At 71.2% G+C, this 19,201-nt stretch carries 20 protein-coding genes; 5 read left to right on the forward strand and 15 right to left on the reverse strand.

From position 1 onward, the window contains the following. Positions 1 to 104: 104 nt before the first annotated feature. The 4 genes from LHJ74_RS15375 to LHJ74_RS15390 all read right to left on the reverse strand — a co-directional run bounded on the left by LHJ74_RS15375 (position 105) and on the right by LHJ74_RS15390 (position 3,200). A complete protein-coding gene (locus tag LHJ74_RS15375) occupies positions 105 to 1,010 on the reverse strand; it encodes a LysR family transcriptional regulator (RefSeq protein WP_260218583.1) in 906 nt (301 codons plus the stop codon). 63 nt (positions 1,011 to 1,073) lie between these two features. Further along, the gene (locus LHJ74_RS15380) at positions 1,074 to 1,454 is read right to left on the reverse strand and encodes a type II toxin-antitoxin system death-on-curing family toxin (protein ID WP_260218584.1); all 381 of its coding nucleotides are present in this window, start codon (positions 1,452 to 1,454) and stop codon (positions 1,074 to 1,076) included. Between the two features lie 5 nt (positions 1,455 to 1,459). Continuing rightward, positions 1,460 to 1,663 carry an Arc family DNA-binding protein gene (locus tag LHJ74_RS15385; RefSeq protein ID WP_260218585.1) on the reverse strand — a complete coding sequence of 68 codons (204 nt, stop codon included), beginning with the start codon at positions 1,661 to 1,663 and terminating at the stop codon, positions 1,460 to 1,462. Between the two features lie 43 nt (positions 1,664 to 1,706). Further along, positions 1,707 to 3,200: an MFS transporter gene (locus LHJ74_RS15390; protein ID WP_260218586.1), complete on the reverse strand. Its 1,494-nt coding sequence runs from the start codon at positions 3,198 to 3,200 to the stop codon at positions 1,707 to 1,709. A 202-nt stretch (positions 3,201 to 3,402) separates the two neighbouring features. On the opposite strand from LHJ74_RS15390, the gene LHJ74_RS15395 reads away from it, so the two are divergent. From LHJ74_RS15395 to LHJ74_RS15405, 3 genes are all read left to right on the forward strand, one after another. Next, positions 3,403 to 4,698 carry a PspA/IM30 family protein gene (locus LHJ74_RS15395; RefSeq protein ID WP_260218587.1) on the forward strand — a complete coding sequence of 432 codons (1,296 nt, stop codon included), beginning with the start codon at positions 3,403 to 3,405 and terminating at the stop codon, positions 4,696 to 4,698. A gap of 110 nt (positions 4,699 to 4,808) precedes the next feature. Further along, positions 4,809 to 5,102, forward strand: a complete 294-nt coding sequence (locus LHJ74_RS15400) for a hypothetical protein (protein WP_260218588.1) — start codon at positions 4,809 to 4,811, stop codon at positions 5,100 to 5,102. Positions 5,103 to 5,106: 4 nt separating this feature from the next. After that, entirely contained in the window at positions 5,107 to 5,427 is a 321-nt protein-coding gene (locus tag LHJ74_RS15405) for a hypothetical protein (RefSeq protein WP_260218589.1), read from the forward strand. 97 nt (positions 5,428 to 5,524) lie between these two features. Here LHJ74_RS15405 and LHJ74_RS15410 read toward each other — a convergent pair whose 3' ends face one another. The 3 genes from LHJ74_RS15410 to LHJ74_RS15420 form a co-directional block, all read right to left on the reverse strand. Beyond that, positions 5,525 to 5,713 carry a DUF397 domain-containing protein gene (locus LHJ74_RS15410; RefSeq protein ID WP_260218590.1) on the reverse strand — a complete coding sequence of 63 codons (189 nt, stop codon included), beginning with the start codon at positions 5,711 to 5,713 and terminating at the stop codon, positions 5,525 to 5,527. Between the two features lie 12 nt (positions 5,714 to 5,725). Continuing rightward, positions 5,726 to 5,968: a hypothetical protein gene (locus tag LHJ74_RS15415; RefSeq protein WP_260218591.1), complete on the reverse strand. Its 243-nt coding sequence runs from the start codon at positions 5,966 to 5,968 to the stop codon at positions 5,726 to 5,728. 61 nt (positions 5,969 to 6,029) lie between these two features. After that, on the reverse strand, positions 6,030 to 6,569 hold the full coding sequence (locus tag LHJ74_RS15420; RefSeq protein ID WP_260218592.1) for a DUF2563 family protein: 540 nt from the start codon (positions 6,567 to 6,569) through the stop codon (positions 6,030 to 6,032). 401 nt (positions 6,570 to 6,970) lie between these two features. Between LHJ74_RS15420 and LHJ74_RS15425 the strand changes: the two genes are divergently transcribed. Beyond that, a complete protein-coding gene (locus tag LHJ74_RS15425; protein WP_260218593.1) occupies positions 6,971 to 7,327 on the forward strand; it encodes a Uma2 family endonuclease in 357 nt (118 codons plus the stop codon). Beyond that, positions 7,324 to 7,470, forward strand: a complete 147-nt coding sequence (locus tag LHJ74_RS15430) for a hypothetical protein (RefSeq protein WP_260218594.1) — start codon at positions 7,324 to 7,326, stop codon at positions 7,468 to 7,470. Before LHJ74_RS15425 ends, LHJ74_RS15430 begins: the two co-directional genes overlap by 4 nt. 4 nt (positions 7,471 to 7,474) lie before the next feature. Here LHJ74_RS15430 and LHJ74_RS15435 read toward each other — a convergent pair whose 3' ends face one another. From LHJ74_RS15435 to LHJ74_RS15475, 8 genes are all read right to left on the reverse strand, one after another. Then, positions 7,475 to 9,829, reverse strand: a complete 2,355-nt coding sequence (locus tag LHJ74_RS15435) for a xanthine dehydrogenase family protein molybdopterin-binding subunit (RefSeq protein WP_260218595.1) — start codon at positions 9,827 to 9,829, stop codon at positions 7,475 to 7,477. A gap of 67 nt (positions 9,830 to 9,896) precedes the next feature. Further along, positions 9,897 to 12,422: a 2Fe-2S iron-sulfur cluster-binding protein gene (locus tag LHJ74_RS34205; RefSeq protein WP_311203300.1), complete on the reverse strand. Its 2,526-nt coding sequence runs from the start codon at positions 12,420 to 12,422 to the stop codon at positions 9,897 to 9,899. After that, positions 12,419 to 13,336, reverse strand: a complete 918-nt coding sequence (locus LHJ74_RS15450; RefSeq protein ID WP_260218596.1) for an FAD binding domain-containing protein — start codon at positions 13,334 to 13,336, stop codon at positions 12,419 to 12,421. Before LHJ74_RS15450 ends, LHJ74_RS34205 begins: the two co-directional genes overlap by 4 nt. A gap of 271 nt (positions 13,337 to 13,607) precedes the next feature. Further along, on the reverse strand, positions 13,608 to 15,338 hold the full coding sequence (locus tag LHJ74_RS15455; protein ID WP_260218597.1) for a beta-N-acetylhexosaminidase: 1,731 nt from the start codon (positions 15,336 to 15,338) through the stop codon (positions 13,608 to 13,610). A gap of 119 nt (positions 15,339 to 15,457) precedes the next feature. Beyond that, positions 15,458 to 16,291 carry a carbohydrate ABC transporter permease gene (locus LHJ74_RS15460; protein ID WP_260218598.1) on the reverse strand — a complete coding sequence of 278 codons (834 nt, stop codon included), beginning with the start codon at positions 16,289 to 16,291 and terminating at the stop codon, positions 15,458 to 15,460. Continuing rightward, the gene (locus LHJ74_RS15465; protein WP_260218599.1) at positions 16,291 to 17,193 is read right to left on the reverse strand and encodes a carbohydrate ABC transporter permease; all 903 of its coding nucleotides are present in this window, start codon (positions 17,191 to 17,193) and stop codon (positions 16,291 to 16,293) included. Before LHJ74_RS15465 ends, LHJ74_RS15460 begins: the two co-directional genes overlap by 1 nt. Next, positions 17,190 to 18,488 (reverse strand): extracellular solute-binding protein, encoded by a 1,299-nt coding sequence (locus LHJ74_RS15470; protein WP_260218600.1) that lies wholly within the window; start codon positions 18,486 to 18,488, stop codon positions 17,190 to 17,192. The genes LHJ74_RS15465 and LHJ74_RS15470 overlap by 4 nt, the downstream gene beginning before the upstream one ends. A 390-nt stretch (positions 18,489 to 18,878) precedes the next feature. After that, the gene (locus tag LHJ74_RS15475; protein WP_260218601.1) at positions 18,879 to 19,184 is read right to left on the reverse strand and encodes a DUF3039 domain-containing protein; all 306 of its coding nucleotides are present in this window, start codon (positions 19,182 to 19,184) and stop codon (positions 18,879 to 18,881) included. Positions 19,185 to 19,201: the final 17 nt, after the last annotated feature.

A 19,201-nucleotide genomic window follows, 5' to 3' on the forward strand; every position in this document is an offset into this window, starting at 1 on the left:
AGCGTGCCGCGATCATCCCATCACGTCTAACGACGGTTTCTTCGCCGTTTCCCAACAACTGCTTATGGGTTCGCTCGGCAGCGCCTTACCGCCTCAGCGACGGCTCAGCAGCCGACGCGGTTGGCGGCGACCGCCCGGAGGCTGTCCGCCACCCGCGCGGTGGCCGGGATCTCCAGGTGCTCCCGCAGCACGTACGCCGAGACCTGTCTGCGCGACGCCGGGTCCAGCGGCCGCCCCGTGACCCGCTCATGCGCCAGGAAGGACAGCACCAGCCCCGGAATCATGGCGATCCCCAGCCCCTCGGCGACCAGGCTCTGGATGACGAGGTTGTCGTCCGTGGTGAAGACGATGTCCGGCGCGAAGCCCAGTTCGGCGCACTCGTGCAGAAAGTTGCTGCGGCAGCGCAGACACCCGGCGATCCACCGCTCCTGGGCCAGTTCGTCCAGCTTGACGGCCCGCCGCCAGGCCATCGGGTGCCCGACGGGCAGCAGCACGGTCAGCTGGTCCTCCATCAGCGGGATCTCCACCAGCTCCGCCGGGACCTGCTCGCGCAGGCCGGGATAGGTGAAGGCCAGACTGATGTCGCACTCGCCGCGCACCAGGCGCTCCAGCGAGTCAGGCGGCTCGCTCTCCTGCAGCTCGACCCGTATGCCCGGATGCTCGACGGCAAGCCGGGCCAGCGCCTCGGGCACCAGCGTGGCCCCGGCACTGGGAAACGCACAGATACGCACCTGCCCCGAGCGCAACCCCGTGATCGCCGACATCTGCTGCTGGGCGGCCTCGATGCTCCCCAGGATCACCCCGGCGTGCCGGGACAGCGCCTCACCCGCCTCGGTCAGACGCATCCGCCGCCCGACCCGGATGAACAGCGGGGTGCCCACCGCCCGCTCCAGGGCCTTCATCTGCTGCGTGATCGCGGGCTGCGTGTAGCCCAGCTCCCGGGCCGCCGCCGAGTACGAACCGGCGCGAACGACCTCGTCGAACGTCCTGATGTGCCGCGAGTCGAACATGGGTGCACCATAAGCAGATTTTGGGGACCGCAAGCAATCCCCTCACGGGAGTTTGAGTTCAGGTCATCCCGCGTGCAGCTTCCGCAGCACCTCCGCGATGCGCGGCACGTCCTCCTCCTTACCCGCAGCGATGTCGATCACCAAGCCATATGCCTGCTCCTGGTCGAGATCGGCCATCTCCGCTCCGTTGACGTCGAGAAAGACCATCGTGCACATCCACGCCGTGCGCTTGTTGCCGTCCACGAACGGATGGTTGGCTGTGAGGGACTGCAGCAGGGCCGCCGCCTTCTCCCACAGGTCCGGATATGCCTCGACGCCGAACATCTGCGACTGGGGCCGGTGCAGCGCCGAACCTAGGAGGCCGAGGTCCCGGACCGCGACTTCCTGGCCCGCACAGGCGAACTCGGCGAGCTCCAGGGCCTCCTGGACCGTCAGATACTTCACGTGCCCTACTCCCCCAGCTTCCGCAGCAGATCGGCGTGCTTGACCGCGTACTTGGCGCCGAGCTTGCGGACGGTCTCCCGGTCCGCCTCGTCGGCCAGGTAACGCTCTATCGCTCTCACGGCGACCGCATTCATACTGCGGCCCTCACTCTCCGCACGCTGCTTCAGGGCGTCCTGGATCTCCTCCGGCAACCTCAAGTTCATAGCCATACCACAACGGTATCATTTCCGGCCCCATGGTGGCACCATCGTGCTATTGCCGTTCCGACGCCCGCAGCCGCCCCGCCACCACGATGCCCACCGCCGCGACGGCCGCCGACACCGCGTAGACCGCGATGAACGCCCCCGGCTGCGAGCTGCCACCCGCCGCCTCCGCCGCCTCCCCCGCGCCGTCAGCAGCGTGCCCCACGCTCACCGACCCCCCGCCGAGCGCCGCGAAGGCCGCGCCGGAGACGGCGAGCAGCACGATGTTGGAGAGCCCGTCCGAGGTCTGCAGCGCCGCCGAGTTCGCACCGGCCTCCTCCGGGGCGGAGAGGCTGAGCAGCAGCACGCTGGTCGCGGAGATCACCAGCCCCATACCGAAGCAGCCGACGGCCATCATCGCCGCCAGCGTCCACACCGGCACGCTCTCGGCCAGCACGGCGGGCGCGTACGCGATCCCGGCCGTGACCAGCACCATGCCCAGCTGTGCGAGCCGCTCCCGGTACTGCTCCATCCGGGGCCGCGACTGCGTGAAGGAACCGAGCGCCCAGGTGGCGCCGCCCGCCGCGAGGGCGAGCCCGGCCATCGTCACCGACAGCCCGCGCTGGGTGACCAGGGTCAGCGGCACGAAGCTCTCCGCCACGATGAACGACCCGGCCGCGATCCCCCGCAGCAGCACCACGGCGGGCAGCCCGCGCGCCGCCCGGTACGTGCCGCGTGGCAGCAGCCGCAGCGCGGCCGGTACGAGCAGCGCGACGCCGACGGCCGCCGGAAGTGCCGAGAGGGGACGCAGGTCCTGGCCCGCGTACTGCAGCAGCCCCGCACCGACGGCCACGGCGAGCGCCAGCCGCAGCCGGCGCCGGTCCGTGGGCAGCTCCCCGGCCCCCTCCGTCGGACCGGACGCCCGCCGGCGCAGCGGCGGCAGCATCGCCAAGAGCGGCACCACCACGAGCGCCGGGATGCCGAGGAACACCCAGCGCCAGCCGAGCTGCTCGGTGACGGTGCCGGAGATCAGCGGCCCGACGACGGCGGGCACCACCCAGGAGGCGGCGAACGCCGCCATCACCGTGGGGCGCAGCCGCTCCGGATAGGCGCGGCTGACGGTGACGTACAGCGCCACGATCACCAGCCCGCCGCCTATGCCCTGCACCGCCCGGCCGAGTATGAACATCCACATGGTGGCCGCGGTCCCGGACAGCACCAGCCCGGCGGCGAAGGCGCCGATACCGGTGGCGAGCGGTGGCAGCGGGCCACGCCGGTCGGACCACTGACCGGAGACGCTGATGCCGAGGAGACTGGTGGTGAAGAAGGAGGAGAAGGCGAACGCGTACAGCGAGACGCCGTCGAGTTCATCGGCCGCCACGGGCATCGCGGTGCCGACGGCGGTCGCCTCGAAGGCGATGAGCAGCACGACCGAGATGATGCCGAGGGTGAGCGCCCGGTGCACCGGGCTGAGCACCGTCCCGTCGCGGACGGGCTCCCCCTCTTTCCGGTCCGTACGCGTACCGGTGTCTGTGTCGCTACTCGTGTCGCCGATTGCCGCCATCCGGCAACGGTAAGGTGCGAAACCGCTCACTGCCCCTGTCTCAGGTCCCTGATTCATCGGAAATTCGACCTAGGCAGCAAGCCCCCGGTACGACCCTCAGTACGGCTTCACCATGCACCCATCGACAAGCGCCCCTGCGCTGTCAGCGGGCCGTGGCACAGTTGACCGAGAGGAAAAGCTGAGCAACGGGGGGTTGAGCAGTATGGCTCGTCAGGTCTGGATGACCGGTGAAGTGCGGGACTGGCTGTGGGCGCTGATCGGCGCCGAGTCACCGCTGGCGCAGCACGCGGGCGGAGCGCTGGTCGCCCTGCTGGAGCAAGGCCCGTCCATGGGCCCGCCGCTGGTCGCGGAGCTTCCGCCCGCCCTCGCACTGTCGGCCACGGAGGAGGCGGGCGCCGACGCGCATCAGCGGCAGCTCGAACTGCTCCACCAGATGCGCCGGGCCTGCGCGGACGTGGTCGTCGCGTGCAGGCAGTTGGAGAAGGAGGTCGAGCGGCTGGAGGAAGGAAAGCGGCAGCGCGACTCCCGGATAAGACAGGCCCTCGCGAAGGACCAGTCCGACATCGCGCTCCGCGAGCGCGAAGAGGCCCGTTCCGCCGAACGGCACCTCGTACGGGTGCGCGTGCGACTCTCCCGCGCGCGTGGTCAGGAAGAAGACCTGCGGCAGGTAATCCAGCGGGTCACAGCCCGGCTGGACGAGCTGTCCGCCCGGGCGGTGGTCAGCGGAGCGACCCGCAATGTCGCGCAGGGCCTGCGGAGCGTCAACGAGGCACTGGCCGAGCTCGGCGTCCCGGAATCGCCCGGTGCGGACACCTTCGCCATCGAGGCGGCACTCGCCGAAGCCCAGCTCGAGGAGGCGGAGCTGGGCGCGCACATCGCCGAACTGGAGAACGAGGCGCGCATTCTGCTGACCTTCGCCTCTCCGCCCTCACCGCCCGCGTACAACCCGCAGCAGGAAAGCCCCTTCCGCGAACTGCGGCTCCAGGGGCGCGGCTCGGGGCGGATCCTCTTCGCCGTCGAGCCCGACGGCACGCTCGCCCTGCTGGCCGCCGCAGCCGGTGAGAACGACTGGGGCGCCTGGTACTGGCGCGCACTCCCCCGAGCCCGCCGCCAGCTCGCCGGCGCGGAATCCGAACTCCCCCGCCCCCAGCGCCGCGTATACGGCACAGAGGCGCTGCTCGCCGAGTTCTTCCCCGAAAGCGCCTCGGCGATCCGGGTCAGGGCCGCCCGGCTGGCCACCGCGAACCACGGCTGGGACCTGCCCTCGATGCGACGGCAGGCAGGCCTGACGCAGCAGCAGGTCGCCCGCCAGCTCCAGGTCCAGGACGAGGAGGTCGCCAAGGTGGAGCGTACGAGCCCGGGTAACACCGACATCTTCACCCTCGCCGCCTACTTCGAGGCACTCGGCGGCAGCCTGGAGATCACCGCCCACGTCGCGAGCACCCATCACACCTGGGTCCTGCCGCCACAGGCCGAGCCGGGGCCGGTCACCAACTGAGCACCGCGCGGCGGAAGCCTGAGCACCGCCGCTCAGGCTCCCCCGTCCTGACCGGGCCCGGAGGCCCCCGTGAGAGGGTCGACGCACGTACGGGACACCCGGGAGGGGATATGAGCAGCACATGGGCCCTGCTCGTGGAGGAAACCCGTGGCTCCCGGGAGCGGTTCTGGGCCTCGCGCGTACTCGGCCAGGTCGAGGGCACCCGCGAAGAGGCCATGACGGTGCTGCGCGCCGAAGCCCTGCAGTTCAAACCGAAACACCCCAAGTCGGTTCTCCGCCGCCGCCTCTTCCAGGATGCCGACGGCTTCCTGATGCTGCTGGAAGGCGCGACCCAGGACTTCCACTGCCGCTTCACGCTGTCCGAGCTGGTCTACGACACCGACGCTCCACCCTCGCACGCATGAGAGGGTGACCAGCGCGTCCGCAACCGACCCGGGAGGTTCGAGCACCATGTGGGGACTGCTCGTCGAGGAGAACGAAGGCTTCGGCGGCCAGCGCCGAGTCTGGTCTCCGACGATCATCGGCCACATGGACGGCACCCGCGAGGAAGCGATGAAGGCGCTGCGCGGCCGCGCCGAGCGCTACACGCCCACGCACCCCTCCTCGCCCCGCCGCCGCCTCCTGTACGAGAACACCGACGGATTCCTGCTGGTGGTCGAGGGCGCGACCCAGGACTTCCACTGCCGCTTCACGCTCGCCACCCTGCTCTCCGACAGCGCGGCGAAGTAGCGGCTCCCCCCGCTCACCGCATCCCTCACCCCCTGATCGGTCGACGCAACGACCACCTCCACCCCGGATCCGTGTCCATTCCGTCGACCGATCCCGATCAGACCGGCAAGCCCCCCTTCACTGCACGGAGCAGCCCCCGGAGGGCTCCCGCGTCGACTCTCAGAACGACGTCCGGGGCATCGCTCTCGCGTATGTGAAGGGGTCCCGAGGCGTCGTCAGCCGCCAGTTCGACGCAGTTGCTTGCCTCACTGCTGCGGGAGGACTTCTGCCACTTGAAGGTGGGCACCTGCTGCCCCCTTCAGAGCCTGTTCACGACGCCGCGGATAACAACGGGACTCCTCGGCACCGAGTGCCGCGGCCCCGCCCGCACCAGCTTCTCGCCCAGCGCCTCCGTCCGCCCCGGGTCAGCGGCCTCGATCATCCGCTCCATATCCGGATGCGACTTGGACTCGAAGTCCGTCGCCACGAACATCGTCGAAGCGATCCGCTCCGGATTCAGACTGTCGAGGAACCGCCCACCCTCGTCATGAGACTTGCTCATCGGTTCGGATCCCCTTCCTTCCCTCGCTCGCTCGCTGCCCCGCTCGCCCTTGTCCGTCGCCTCACAGGCCTGCCTCGGAGTCACCCTTGTCCTTTGTGCCCTCGCTCCGCCCGGGGTTGGATCCGTCGCCGCCCTTGCCGGTGCCCTGTTCCTTCGCGTACGGGTCGTGTTTCGGGTCGTAGTGGCGCTCCGACTCGGCCTGGATCGCCCACATCTGGTCGCGGGTGTCGAGATCCACGCCCTCGTAGCCAGAGCGTGCGCCCGTGAGGGCGGTGCTCAGGGCGGAGATCTGGCCGGAGAGGATGCGGGACAGCTCGGTCAGTTGCTCGTGGATGAGGGTGTAGGAGTGGTGGAGGGTGCTGGCTTCTCCGAAGCCGGTGCCGAGGCCGGCGGGGGTGATCCGGTCGTCGGCGATACGGACCGGCTGCGCGTCGGAGCCGTCGAGTTCGTCCAGGAGTCCGTCCACGCGCTTCTTGAAGCCGCGCATCGACTCGAGTCCGGCGAGGAGCTGGCCGGGGGACGGGGCCGGCAGCCCCGGTCCCAGCGGTGCCGCTCCCGCGAGCTGGAGCGACTGTTCGTCCCCGATGTGCTGACCTGCCATGTTGATCCGCCCCGTTCCAGCATTCTCGCTACTCTCCGTGCCCCCGGGCATCACGATAGTAATAACGCCCGGGAATCGCACTACAGTCCGGAGTATTGGGGACACGATCTGCCACCCAAGGCCGCTAGTTGACAACCGGTTGCATTGTGTAGTCGTGCGATCACGCAACGCATGAGTACGGATACTCAGTTGTACCTGGGAGCTAAGGGCTGTCCGGTAATCCCTGGCGGGCGCACGACGTCAGCTACGGCACCTCGCTGCGTCGTCGGAACGCCCGGACACGCCCAGCATGAGGACACCCCTCCACCTTGCGAAGCACCGCATCTGACGCCGCGCGCTGACCCACCAGGGATCACGGGACAGCCCTTGGGCTTGTCTCACGGGCGAGCAGGGAGCGGGACATGGAAGAGAAGATCCACCAGGACATGACGCCGCTCCAGGACCTGATGGAGAAGGCTGCCGGGATCGAGGGCGTTGAGGTCGTCCCCGGGGACGGCTTCGTGATGATGTCCCCTGTGTCACTGGAGCACGTCCGGACCTTTCGGTATCTGACCGGCGTCTTCGATGACCAGCTCGACGACGGGCAAGGGCTGGAGGCCGTCGGCGAGATCGAGGTTCAACACCCCGAGTGGGACACCGGCAAGAGTCCCGATGTCGTGCTCTGGTCTCCGCGGAGGATCCGCAGCGCGGCGCGCATCTCATCGAGCTCGCGTGCGGGATCGCCTCACCGTCGAGCGTCGAGAACGACTACCGCATGAAGGTCGCCCTTTACGCCTCCGCCAAAATCCCGGTCGAGCTGCCGCTCTCCTCGGGCTCGTTGCGGGTGGACACGGGCAGGCTTCCCGTAGCACCGCCCGCCGCGCAGCGGGCGGCGTGGCCGCCGCATCGTACGGCCGCCTGAGCGCCTACTGCTGCTGCGGCTGCGGCTGCCCCACCGCCGCCTGGGGGCGGATGGGGAGGCGGATCACCGGGCGGCCGGTGGCGTTGCGGACGGCTGAGGCGACCGCCGCCGGGGAGACGACGACCGGGATCGAGGAGGCGGCCTTGGCGCCGAACGGGGCGACGACGTCCCGCTCTTCGATCAGCTTGACGATCCGGATGTCCGGGGCGTCCAGTGCCGTCGGCAGGGCGTATCCGGTGAGGTCGGGGCGGCGGACGACGCCCTTGGCGACCCGGAGGTGTTCGCTGAGCGCGGCGCCGATGCCCTGGGTGACTCCGGCCTCGATGCGGGTGCGCAGCTGGCGCGGATTGAGCACGCGGCCCACGTCCTGCGCCACGGCCATCTCCACGACGCGGATCGCGCCCAGTTCGATGTCCACGTCGACGACAGCGCGTACGGCGGCGAAGGCCAGCCCGACGAAGGCGTCGCCCTGCCCTGTCGCGTCCAGCGGCTCGGTGGGGTGGGGTCGGCACTGGGCGGTGGCCCAGAGTTCCTTGCCCTCCAGCGTCTCGGCGACGGTCGTGGAGAGCACCCCGTCGTACGAGGTGATCTTGCCGTCCGCGATCGACAGCAGCTCCGTGGACATGCCGAACTTCGCAGCCAGCGGCTGCAGCAGCTGCGTGCGGACCATCTTCGCCGCGCGCTCCACCGCCCCGCCCGAGACCCAGGTGTGCCGCCCGCGGGCGCCCGCGCCCGCCGGGGGCTGGTCGGTGTCGACCGAGGCGACGTGCACCTCCTCGATGCCGAGGGTCTCCTGCACGATCTGCCGGGCGAGGGTGGCGAAGCCCTGGCCGGTCTCGACGGCGGCGCAGAGCACCGTGGCGACCGGGCCGTTGACCTTGACCGTGGCGGTGGAAACCTCGTCGGCGCCTTCGGTGCCCAGCATGTGCACCATGCCCAGCGCGTAGCCGACGCCGCGCCGTACCGCGCCGGGCTCGCCCGCGCCGCCGGGCCCGCCCGGGAGCAGCCAGTCGGACTCGGGGCTCTCCTTGGGCAGGGCGGGCAGCGGCGCTTCGCGGACCGCGCGCAGCAGTTCGGCGACGGGCGCGGGGCAGGTCACCGTCTGGCCGGTGGGCAGCAGGTCACCGGTGGCCATCACGTTGCGCAGCCGCAGCTCGACGGGCTCCAGGCCGAGTTCGGCCGCCAGCTTGTCCATCTGTCCCTCGTACGCCGCGCACACCTGCATGGCGCCCTCGCCGCGTACGTGGCCGGAGGGCGGGTTGTTGGTGCGTACGGCCCAGCCGTCGATCACCGCGTGCGGTACGACGTACGGCCCGGCGGCGAAGGAGACGGCGGCGGCGAGGGCGTCGGCGGAGGTGTCGGCGTAGGCGCCGCCGTCCAGCAGGATCTGTGCCTCGACCTTGAGCAGCCTGCCCTCACGGTCCGCGTGGTGGCGGTAGCGCAGCAGGGTGGGGTGCCGGTGGGCGTGGCCCAGAAAGGACTCCTCGCGGGTGGCGGCGAGTTTGACCGGGCAGCCGGTCTTCATCGCGAGCAGTCCGAGCGGCACCTGCATCCCGGTGTCCTCGCGGTCGCCGAGGGCGCCGGGGACTCCGGTGACGACCACCTTCACCTGTTCGGGCGGCAGTCCGAAGCAGGCGGCGGCCAGGTCGCGGTCGGTGTGCGGGTCGGTGGAGGCGGTGTAGATCTCGACGCCGCCGTCCTGGCGGGGTACGGCGAGTCCGGCCTCCGCGCCGATGGGCGCCGGGTCCTGGCGGCCGATGCGGTAGAGGCCCTCGACGATGACCTCGCCGGTGACCTCCGGGTCGCCGTAGCGCAGCGGGATGTGGCGGATCAGGTTGCCGTCGGGGTGCAGCGGTTCGGCCTCGAAGGATTCCTCGGGGTCGGTCAGCGGCTCCAGGATCTCGAACTCGACGACGATCGCCGCCGCCGCGAGCCGCGCGGTGTCCGGGTGGTCGGCGGCCACGGCGGCGATGGGCTCGCCGTGGTGGCGTACCAGCTCGCGGGCGAAGGCGGGCCGGTCGGCGACCCGGCGGCCGTGTGCGGCGTCGCCGGGTACGTCCTGGTGGGTGATGACGGCCCGGACGCCGGGCATGGCCGCCGCCTGGGCGGTGTCGATGGAGAGGATGCGCGCGTGCGGGTGCGGTGAGCGCAGGATCGCGGCCCACAGCAGGCCCTCGGCCCAGAGGTCGGCGGCGTACGCGAAGGCGCCCTCGGCCTTCGCCGGTGCGTCGACCGGGGTGAGCGAGGCACCGAGCCCGTATGCCTGCGAGGAGGGCTCGGCGGCCGGGCTGGTGAGGGGCGTACCGGCGGCCGGCGTCCCTGTGGTGACGGCGCCGGGGCCGTCGGCACTGCCCGTCATGCCGTTGCCTTTCCGCATCGTGCCAGGGCCTGTCCGGCACACTTCTGGGGACTGCGGTGCGGGCGGTTCATGCGCCGCCTCCCTCGGGGGGCTGTGCGGGCTGGGCGCCACCGGCGCCGGGGGACGCCTGGTGCGGGATGCGGGCCTGGCCCGGGGCGGCGGCGCCGTCACCGGCGGCCTGGCCCGGGAGGCCGGTGGAGGAAGGTGCGGCCGGCTGCGCCGCCGCGTGGTCCGCGTGGTCCGCGTGCTCTCCGTGCTCGGCGGCGGCCCGCGCGGCCCGCTCCTGCGCGACGGTGCGTACGGCGTCGAGCACCCCGCGATAGCCGGAGCAGCGGCAGAGGTTGCCGCAGATCGCCTGACGGGTCTGCAGCTCGGTGGGGGCGTGGTTCCCGGCGAGCAGGTCGTGTACGGCCATGGCCATGCCCGGTACGCAGAACCCGCACTGCACCGCTCCGCACTCGGTGAGCGCACGCTGCACGTCGGACGGGGTGCCGTTGGCGGCCAGCCCCTCGACCGTACGGACGTCGCTGCCCGCCGCCGTCGCCGCGGGCACCAGGCAGGAGGCGACGAGCCGTCCGTCGACCTGGACGGAGCAGGCGCCGCACTCGCCCTGCGAGCAGCCGTCCTTGGCGCCCGCGAGACCGAGCCGCTCGCGCAGGACGTAGAGCAGCGACTCGCCGATCCAGGCGTCGGTGACCGGCCGGTCGGCGCCGTTGACATGAAGGACGTAGGAGCAGTGCGGGTGCTCGCTGACGGTCGGTGCCGCGGGGACGGCGGGTACTTCGGGCTCGGGCGCTTCGTCCAGTGTGTCCGGCTGTGTGTCCGGCTGTGTTTCCGGGCCGGTGCCGAGATCGTCCGGCGCTACGCCCTCCGGGTCCAGGCGGTCCTGGTCCGGAGGAGGGTCGAAGGTGTGGGCCTCGGCTGCGGAGTCGCCGCGCGTACGGGCCGGATCCAGGGTCAGGTCCGGTGCGGACATGTCGTACTCGCCGGAGTCGTCGGCCGCCGCGGGCGCGCCGGGCGCACTGTCCCAGCGTGCGCCGCCGGACGCGCCCTCCCAGCTGTGCGGGGGCAGGGGTGACGCCGTGTCGGGCAGCGGGGCCGTGAGGTCCGCGGAGGGCGGTGAGTGCGGTGAGTGCGGTGAGCCCAGCGAGTCCGGGGGCGCGGCGGCGGCTGCCTCGGGCGGAAGGCCGTCCGGAACATCCGAGCGGTCCGGTGCGGGGGCCTCCTGCGCCGAGTCGCCCGGCACGGGCGCCGGCGCGGGCGGGGCCATGGGCTGGGGTGCGGACGGGGGTGCCGCGGTGCCGTACGCGACCGGACCGGTGTCCGGCAGGCCGCCGGGGACCGCACCGGACGGGGCGGCACCCGGGTGGAGGTCCGCCGCCGCCTCCGGCGGCAGCTCGCCCCAGGTGGCACCGGAGGTCACCGGCTGCCCGTCCGCAGGACCGGCACCGTTGGGGGGTGGGGCCGCGACACGGCCCGGCAGTGGGCCGGGCGGGAGCGGGCCGGAGTCCGGGGGCCGTTGGGTCTCGGGGTGGCCGGATCCAGGTTCCGGCCACGCGACGCCGATGTCGGGTGCGGGAGCGGGAGCGGAGGCAGCGGCAGGCGGGAGGCCGCCGCTCTGCACGGCGGGATCGGCACCCGTGAACGGCACCTGCCGCCGGGCCAGCGCGTCGGCGAGCTGTCCCTCCAGTGCGGGACCCTGCGGGGCGGCGGGCATTCCGTACGCCTCGCCGGGGCCTGGTGGTTCGCCGTGTGGCTCGCCCGGTGCTCCGGCGCCGGCACCGAGCGGGCGCCGGACGCGGGCCTCGTGGGAACCGGCGAGGGCTGCCGCCGCTCCCTGGCCCATGGCCGCGGCCGCGCTCTGCGTCTCACCGGCGGGCAGGTCCGGCGCGCCGAGCGAGTCGGGCGCGCCGGTCGTGCCGGTCGTGCCGAAGCCGCCGGGGTCCGCGCTCGGCGCGGCGAAGGGCAGTGTCCACTGGCCGGTCGCGGAGGGGTCTGTCGTCGCGGAGGGCGTCATCGGCACGCCCGCACCTGGTACACCCGCATCCGGCATGCCCGGCGCGCCGGGGGTACCCAGCCCACCCGGCATCGCCGCTACACCGTGCACGTCCTGGACATCGGCCGCGCCCGGGCCGGCAGTCTCGCCCAGCCCGCCCAGCCCGCCCGGCTGCATCGGCGGCGGCGTGTAGCCGCCCTGGCCGGTGCCGGGTGCCGCGAGCGGGCTCTCCCCGGTGAACGGCGCGCCCGGACCGCCGCCGAGCAGTTCACTCGGCAGCTGGACGAACGCGGTGGCGTCCGCGTCGTATTCGCCGCCCCAGCCCTCGGGGGTGGCGTACGGCTGTCCGGGGCCAGGGCCCGGTCCGGGGCCCTGAGCCTGCGCCTGGGCCATCGGGACCTGCCCGTGCCCCTGAAGCTGTCCGGCGGCCCCGCCGTACCCGTCGCGGGCGTCGTGCGGCTCGGGCACGCCGTACGGCTCGGGAGCGGCGAACGGGTCGTGCGCGTCCTGCGGCCCCTGAGGTGTCTGCGAGCCGTCAGGGAGGCGTGAACCGTCAGGCAGGTGCGAGCCGTGAGGGGCGTGCTGGTCGTTGCTCATGCGAGTGCCCTCCCGAGCCCGCGGCGGGCCAACGCCGCCACGGTACGCCGCAGATGCAGCGCCGCGGGCGGAAGTGCGGGAGCCTCCCCGCCCTCCTCCGAAGGCTGCGGGTCCGGAATGCACGCCATGGCGACATACTCCCCGAAAGCGGTCAATGCCTCCGGGACCAGGGTGCGTCGGCCGTCCCAGTCGACGAGTGAGGCGACCCAGCGTTCTGCTTCCAGGGGGCGCAGCGGCATCGGCGCCACCGCCCCGATCGCGCACCGGACGTTCCGCCGCGCGGGGTCCAGCACCACCGCGGCGGAGGCGAGGGCGCGGCCCGGTCCCGTACGCCCGGTCGCCTTCAGGAAGGTCTGGGGGGCGTGCAGCAGGGGCACGCGCACATAGCCCACGACCTCGCCGGCGCGCAGCATTTCCATGCCCGTGAGCAGGTGGCTCACCGGCATTTCACGCCGTGCGCCGCCGGCGCCCGCGACGACCAGGGTGGCTTCGAGCGCCGCCAGTACGGGGAGGGTGTCACCCGTGGGCGCGGCGCTGACGATGTTGCCGCCGAGCGTCCCGGCGTTCCGGATCTGCGGGGGCCCGGCCGCCCGTGCGCTCGCCGCCAGGGCGGGGATCAGCGCCGCGAAGTCGGGCCGCCCCATCCGGGCGAGGGTGAGACCGGCACCGAGCAGGGCGTGCCCGTCCAGGTATTCCCAGCCGCGGATCTCGCTGATGCGCCCCAGGCCGACGAGCGCGGTGGGGCGCAACTGCCCGGCGTTCACACTCGCCATCAGATCAGTGCCACCGGCCACCGGTACCGCGGCGGGCATGGCGGTCAGCGCCGCCACGGCCTCGTCGAGCGTGCCCGGCAGCGTGACCGGCTGCGCAGCGGACTGCGCCGCCTGTGGTGCATGCGGTGCGTGCGTGCTCAATCCAGCTGCCCCTTCCCCGGTTGTCCCGGCTGCACTGCCGTACGGTACGTGCTCACAACCCGGACGTGGCAACTCTGGCACATCTCACCCGGCTGTCGACCCGAGGGTCCGCGAAGGGCTGATTCATCCGTTGACGGGGTGCCGGTCCGGTATCGCGAGCCGTCACCGAAGAGTGACGAATGCCGCCCTTGAGGAACCTTGTACGAGTTTCTGTTGTGGGTTCCCCACGCTCCCAGCCCGGACCGGCGAGTGCTTGCTCCGCAGCCCCGGCTCACACGATCGGGGGCTGCCCCTCGATCGGGCGTCCGACAACACCGGGGCGACGCTGCCATGGACGCGGTCCGGAGGGCGGGCGGTAACCGACGCCCATCGCGTCCAGACGTGCGAGGTGGGTGCGCAGCATCCGCTCCTCGAATCCGGCGAAGTCGCGGTCCCGCGGCGGGGGCAGCGGGGACCAGGCGACCTCGGCGAGGGCGACGAGCCGCGGGAACAACTGGTAGTCGACGCGCTGCCGGTCCTCGGTGACTTCGGACCACATGTTGGCCTGGGTGCCGAGGACTCGGGCGGCCCGCTCCGTGCCCGCGAGCTGGGGCGGGACGGGCTCGAAGTGGTAGACGTCGCTCAGGGTGCGGACGAATCCGATGGGCACCGGCTCGTCGGCGCCGCCGTCCTGCCGGTGGTCGAGATAGACCTGCTGTTCCGGGCACATCACGACGTCATGTCCGGCCTCGGCGGCGGCGATTCCGCCCGCGTAGCCCCGCCAGGAGGAGATTGCCGCGCCCTGGGGCAGGCCGGTCCGGGTCAGGGCGCCGCCGCTGTCCGGTCCGAGGTCACCCGACAGGCTCTCAGCCACGCTGTCGGGTGCGTCGGCGCTGCCGCCTTCCAGGATCTCGTCCCAGCCGATGAGCCGCCGCCCGCGTGCGGCGAGCCAGCGGGCGAAGTGGCGGAGGAACCAGGACTGCAGTTCGTCCTCGTCCCGCAGGCCCTCCTCGCGCATCCGCCGCTGGGCGGTCTCGGAGGCACGCCACTGCTCCTTGGGGCACTCGTCGCCGCCCAGGTGTACGAAAGGTGAGGGGAAGAGCGCCAGCACCTCCTCCAGCACCGCTTCGTAGAACCGCAGGGTGTAGTCGGTGGGGGCGAGCACGTTGGGGTTGACGCCCCAGGTGTCCCAGACGCCGAGCGCGGAGGTGTCGACCGCGTCGGTGTTGCCCAGCTCCGGGTAGGCGGCGATGGCCGCCTGGGAGTGGCCGGGCATCTCGATCTCGGGAACGACGGTGATGTGCCGCTCCGCTGCGTAGGCGACGATCTCGCGGATGTCGTCCTGGGTGTAGTAACCGCCGTGCGGGCGCTCGTCCCAGAGCTCGGAGGCGCGGTGTCCGCGCTTGGTACGCGGGCGCCAGGCGCCGGTGCCGGTCAGCTCGGGGTAGCGCTCGATCTCGATGCGCCAGCCCTGGTCGTCGGTGAGGTGGAAGTGGAGCACGTTGAGTTTGTGCGCGGCCAGCAGGTCGAGGTAGCGGAGCACCCCGTCCTTGGGCAGGAAGTGCCGCGACACGTCCAGCATCAGCCCGCGCCAGCCGAAGCGGGGGGCGTCCTCGATGTGCTGGGCTGCCACCCGCCATGCGCGGCCGGGGTCGGTGCGGGAGCGGCGGAAGGCGTGCGGACCGAGCAGCTGGCGGAGCGTCTGGGCACCCCAGAAGACGCCCGCGGTGCCGCCGCCGGAGATCTGGACGCCGTCGGGGGTGACGTCCAGCCGGTAGCCCTCCGGGCCGAGTTCGGCGGTGACGTCGGCCTCGGTGCGCAACCGCACCAGGCCGCCCGGGCCCGCGCCGGAGCCCGCCGGTTCCAGCGGCAGCCCGGTCGCCGCGCCGAGTTCGGCGCGCAGCCACCGGGCGGTTTCTTCCGTGCCGGGTCCGGCGTCCAGCGTGGTGGCGGGGGTGAGGGTGAAGTGTCCCCCGTCGCCCGCGGTGCGGGTGCGGGGTGCGGGGATCAGGTCGTCGGGCATGTCGTCGCTCCTGCTCAGGAGGGGGTGCGTGACGGGGCGGGGGTGTACGGGGCGGGGGTGTACGGGGCGGGCCGTTCGGGCGCGTTCGCTGATCCACGCCGCTGTCACGGGCGGGTTCGTCAGTCCTTCATGGCTCCGCCGAGGCCGGAGACCAGGTGCCGCTGCACGGCGATGAAGAAGATCAGGACGGGGATCGTCATGATGGTCGATGCCGCCATGACACCGCCCCAGTCCGGGGTTTCGGTGTCGAAGAAGACGAGCAGCGCCATCGGCAGTGTGGAGTTCTCGGTGGCGCTGATGATGAAGGACTTGGCGAACAGGAAGTCGTTCCAGGTGGTGATGAACGAGAAGACACTCGTCGCCACCAGTCCGGGGAATACCAGCGGGAAGAGTATCTGCCACAGGAATCTGGTGCGGCTGGCCCCGTCGATGAACGCCTGTTCCTCCAGCGCCTCCGGTACCGCCTTCACGAACCCGCGCAGCATCCAGATGGCGAAGGGCAACGAGAAGGCGATATGCGGAATGATCAGGGAGGCGAGCGTGTTGAGCGCGTTGAAGTCCCGCATGAGGAAGAACATCGGGATGGTCAGCGCCTCGATGGGCACCATCTGCGCGGTGAGAAACATGATGAGCAGCGTCGTGCGGAATTTGAACCGGAAACGCGTGACCGCGGTCGCCGCGAGAAAGGCGATGAGCGCGGAGGCGACGACCACGGCGCTCGCGACCAGCAGGCTGTTGAGGAAGTACCGCCCGAAGTCCTGCTGTTCGAAGACGCGCTGGAAAGAGTCGAGAGACGGGCTCAGCGTCCAGGGCCGAGGTTCGTCCGACTGCACCTCACCTGCCGGTTTGAAGGCGGACAGCAGCATCCAGTAGAGCGGGAAGGCGACGACGACGGCGATGAGCACCGCCACCGTCTCCGCGGCGAGCCGCCAGGGCCTCTTGACTCGCATCATCACAGTTCCTCACCTCTCCGCCGGAGCAGTCGCAGATACACGAGCGTGACGCCCAGCAGGATCACCAGCATGACGACACCGATTGCCGATCCGAGGCTGTACTGCGAGGAGGAGAACGCCTTCTGGTACGCGTAGACATTCAGTACGAGATTCTGTCCGGCGATGCCGCCGCCGTCCGTCATGACATAGATCTGGGTGAACACCTTGAAGTCCCAGATGATGGACTGGATCGTCACCACGATGAGGATGGGCCGCAGCATCGGCGCCATGATGCTGCGCCAGGTGCGTACCGCTGAGGCGCCGTCCAGTGAGGCGGCCTCCAGTACTTCGCCGGGAATCGCCCTGATCCCGGCGTACATCGTCACCATGACGAAGGGGAACGAGCACCAGACGATTTCGAGGAACACCAGGAAGAAGGCGCTGTAGCGCCCGTACGTCCAGGAGTAGTCGTCCAGGCCGAGGAGTTTGTTGACCGGCCCAAAGTCGGCGTCGAAGAGGAACATCCAGACGGTGGACCCGGTGATCGCGGGTGTCGCCCAGGCGCCGAGCGCGGCCATCATCAGCGCCAGCCGGGGCAGCGTCCGGATACGGGTGAGGAGCACGGCGAGGCTGCAGCCCACCGTCAGGGTGCCCGTCACGCACAGGGTCGCGAAGACGACCGTGGCCAGCAGCACACTCCAGAACTGCTGGTCGCCGAAGAGCTCGGTGTAGTTCGCGAACCCCTCGAAGGTGGCGGTCTCGCCGCCGCTGACCTGGGCCTGGGTGTACTCCAGGAGGGATATCAGGCCCAACTGGTAGATGGGGTAGGCCAGCAGGGCGGCCAGTACCACCAGCGCGGGGGTCAGGTAGAGCCAGGGTGTCCACCTGCCCCCGCGCCGTGAGACGGGTGCGGTGGTCTTCACTGTGCGAATGCCTCATCCATCTTCTTCGCGGCGTCGTCGGCGGCGTCTTCCACGCTCTGCTTGCCGCTGACGATCTGCTGGAACATGGTCGGCAGGACCATCCCCGCGTCGATCTGGCCCCAGGCGGGGCTCGACGGCACGAACTTGGCACCGTTTTCCAGCGTCTGCACGAACGGGGCGACCCACGGCTTCTGGGCCGCGATCTTCTCCCGGGTGTCGGAGTAGGTCGGCAGGAAGCCCATGCCGTCGAAGAGGCGCTTCTGGGTCTCCTTGCTCGCGAGCCGCTTCATCAGGTCGACGGCCAGCGTGCGGTGCGAGGTGCTCTTCATGACGCCGACGTTGTTGCCGCCCGCGAACCCGGGGGCGGTCTCGCCCGCCTTCACGCCCGGCAGCGGTACGACCTTGTACTTGCCCTTGACCTCGCCTTCCTCCATGGCCTGGCGGTTGAAGTCGCCGCCCAGCACCATCCCGGCCTTGCCGCTGGTGAACGCCTCGACGTTGTCGTTGCCGCCCATCTGGGCGCAGTTGGCGGGCGGGCAGTTGTGCTTGCCGAACAGGTCGGTGTACGCCTTGATGCCCTTCTGGGCCTCCGCGCTCTGGATGGTGGAGGTGAAGGAGTCGCCCTTCTTCTCGGCGATCTCGCCGCCGTTGGCCCAGATGAACGGCAGGGCGCCGTAGGTGTAGGCGCCGCCGACCATCAGCCCGTACATCTCGGGCCGTTCCTTGCGGATCTTCTTCGCCGTGGAGGCGACCTCGCCGAGCGTCTTGGGTACCGTGAGATCCAGGTCCTTGAAGACATCGGTGCGGTAGTAGAGCGCGCGCACGCCCACGAAGAGCGGCGCCCCGTAGATCTTCCCGTCGACGGTCACCGACTCCTTGGCGGTGGGGTCCTGGTCCTTGGCCTCGTCCCAGGCGGCGAACTCCTTGGAGACGTCGGCGAGCCCGCCGTCGGCCACATACCCGGCGGTGTCCGTGTTCCCGAACTCGATCACGTCGGGGGCGGAGTCGGGGTCGTTGAGGGCGCCCTTGATCTTCTCGGCGCGGCTGTCGACGGGGATGTACTGCACATCCACCTTGGCGCCGTCGTGCGCCTTCTCGAACTCGGCGACGACGTCGTTGACGATCGCCTTCTTCGGCTTGTTGTTGACCTCCTGGAAGAGCCACACCCGCAGGGTGCCGCTCTTCTCGTCCTTCTGGTCGCCGTCGCCGGACGAGGACGGCGCGCAGGCCGTGGCCGACAGTCCGGCGAGGGTGAGGGCCGCTATCGACGCGGCCACGCGGGCGGAAACTCTCATGAGCGGAACCCCCAGCAGTGAGTTGCAACATTCGCAACGGCTGTTTCGTGCTGCACAACTTCGCAGGAGGTTATGGGCGCAGGCACCCGCCCACAAGAGGTCTCGACCAACCCGTAATCCGCCGAAGCGCTCCGTGCAACGGCCCGCCCCGCGGCGTCACGCCACGGGAGCACAGGGTTGGGGGCCGGACGGGAGTGGCACGCACGGGAGGAGGGGCACGCACGGGAGCGACACGTGCGGGGAGGGGCGGCAGACAGCACAGCGCGCCCCGGCCCGCCTCTCACTCGAAGAGGCGGGCCGGGGCGCGCTGCACGCGTCCCACACCGCCCGCGTACGGAACGCGGGCGGCGGGCACGGGGACCGGCGGAACGGAAAGCAGGTCAGCGGCTGCTACTTCTTGCCGTCGCCCTTGCCGTCCTTGCCTCCCTTTCCGCCCTTGTCCCCACCGGCGCCCATGGTTTCGAAGATCTCCTTGCACATGGGGCAGACCGGGTACTTCTTCGGGTCGCGCCCCGGTACCCAGACCTTGCCGCAGAGCGCGACGACGGGAGTCCCGTCCAGCGCGCTCGCCATGATCTTGTCCTTCTGGACATAGTGGGCGAAGCGCTCGTGGTCGCCGTCGCCGTGCGATGTCTGCGGGGTCGGCTCGACCAGCGTGCCGGTGCCCGCCCCGCGCTCGGGCTCGAGTGTGCTCATGTGACCCAAGCTTAACC

Origin of the sequence: Streptomyces gossypii (assembly GCF_025165795.1) — a bacterium.
Taxonomy (GTDB): Bacteria; Actinomycetota; Actinomycetes; order Streptomycetales; family Streptomycetaceae; genus Streptomyces; species Streptomyces gossypii.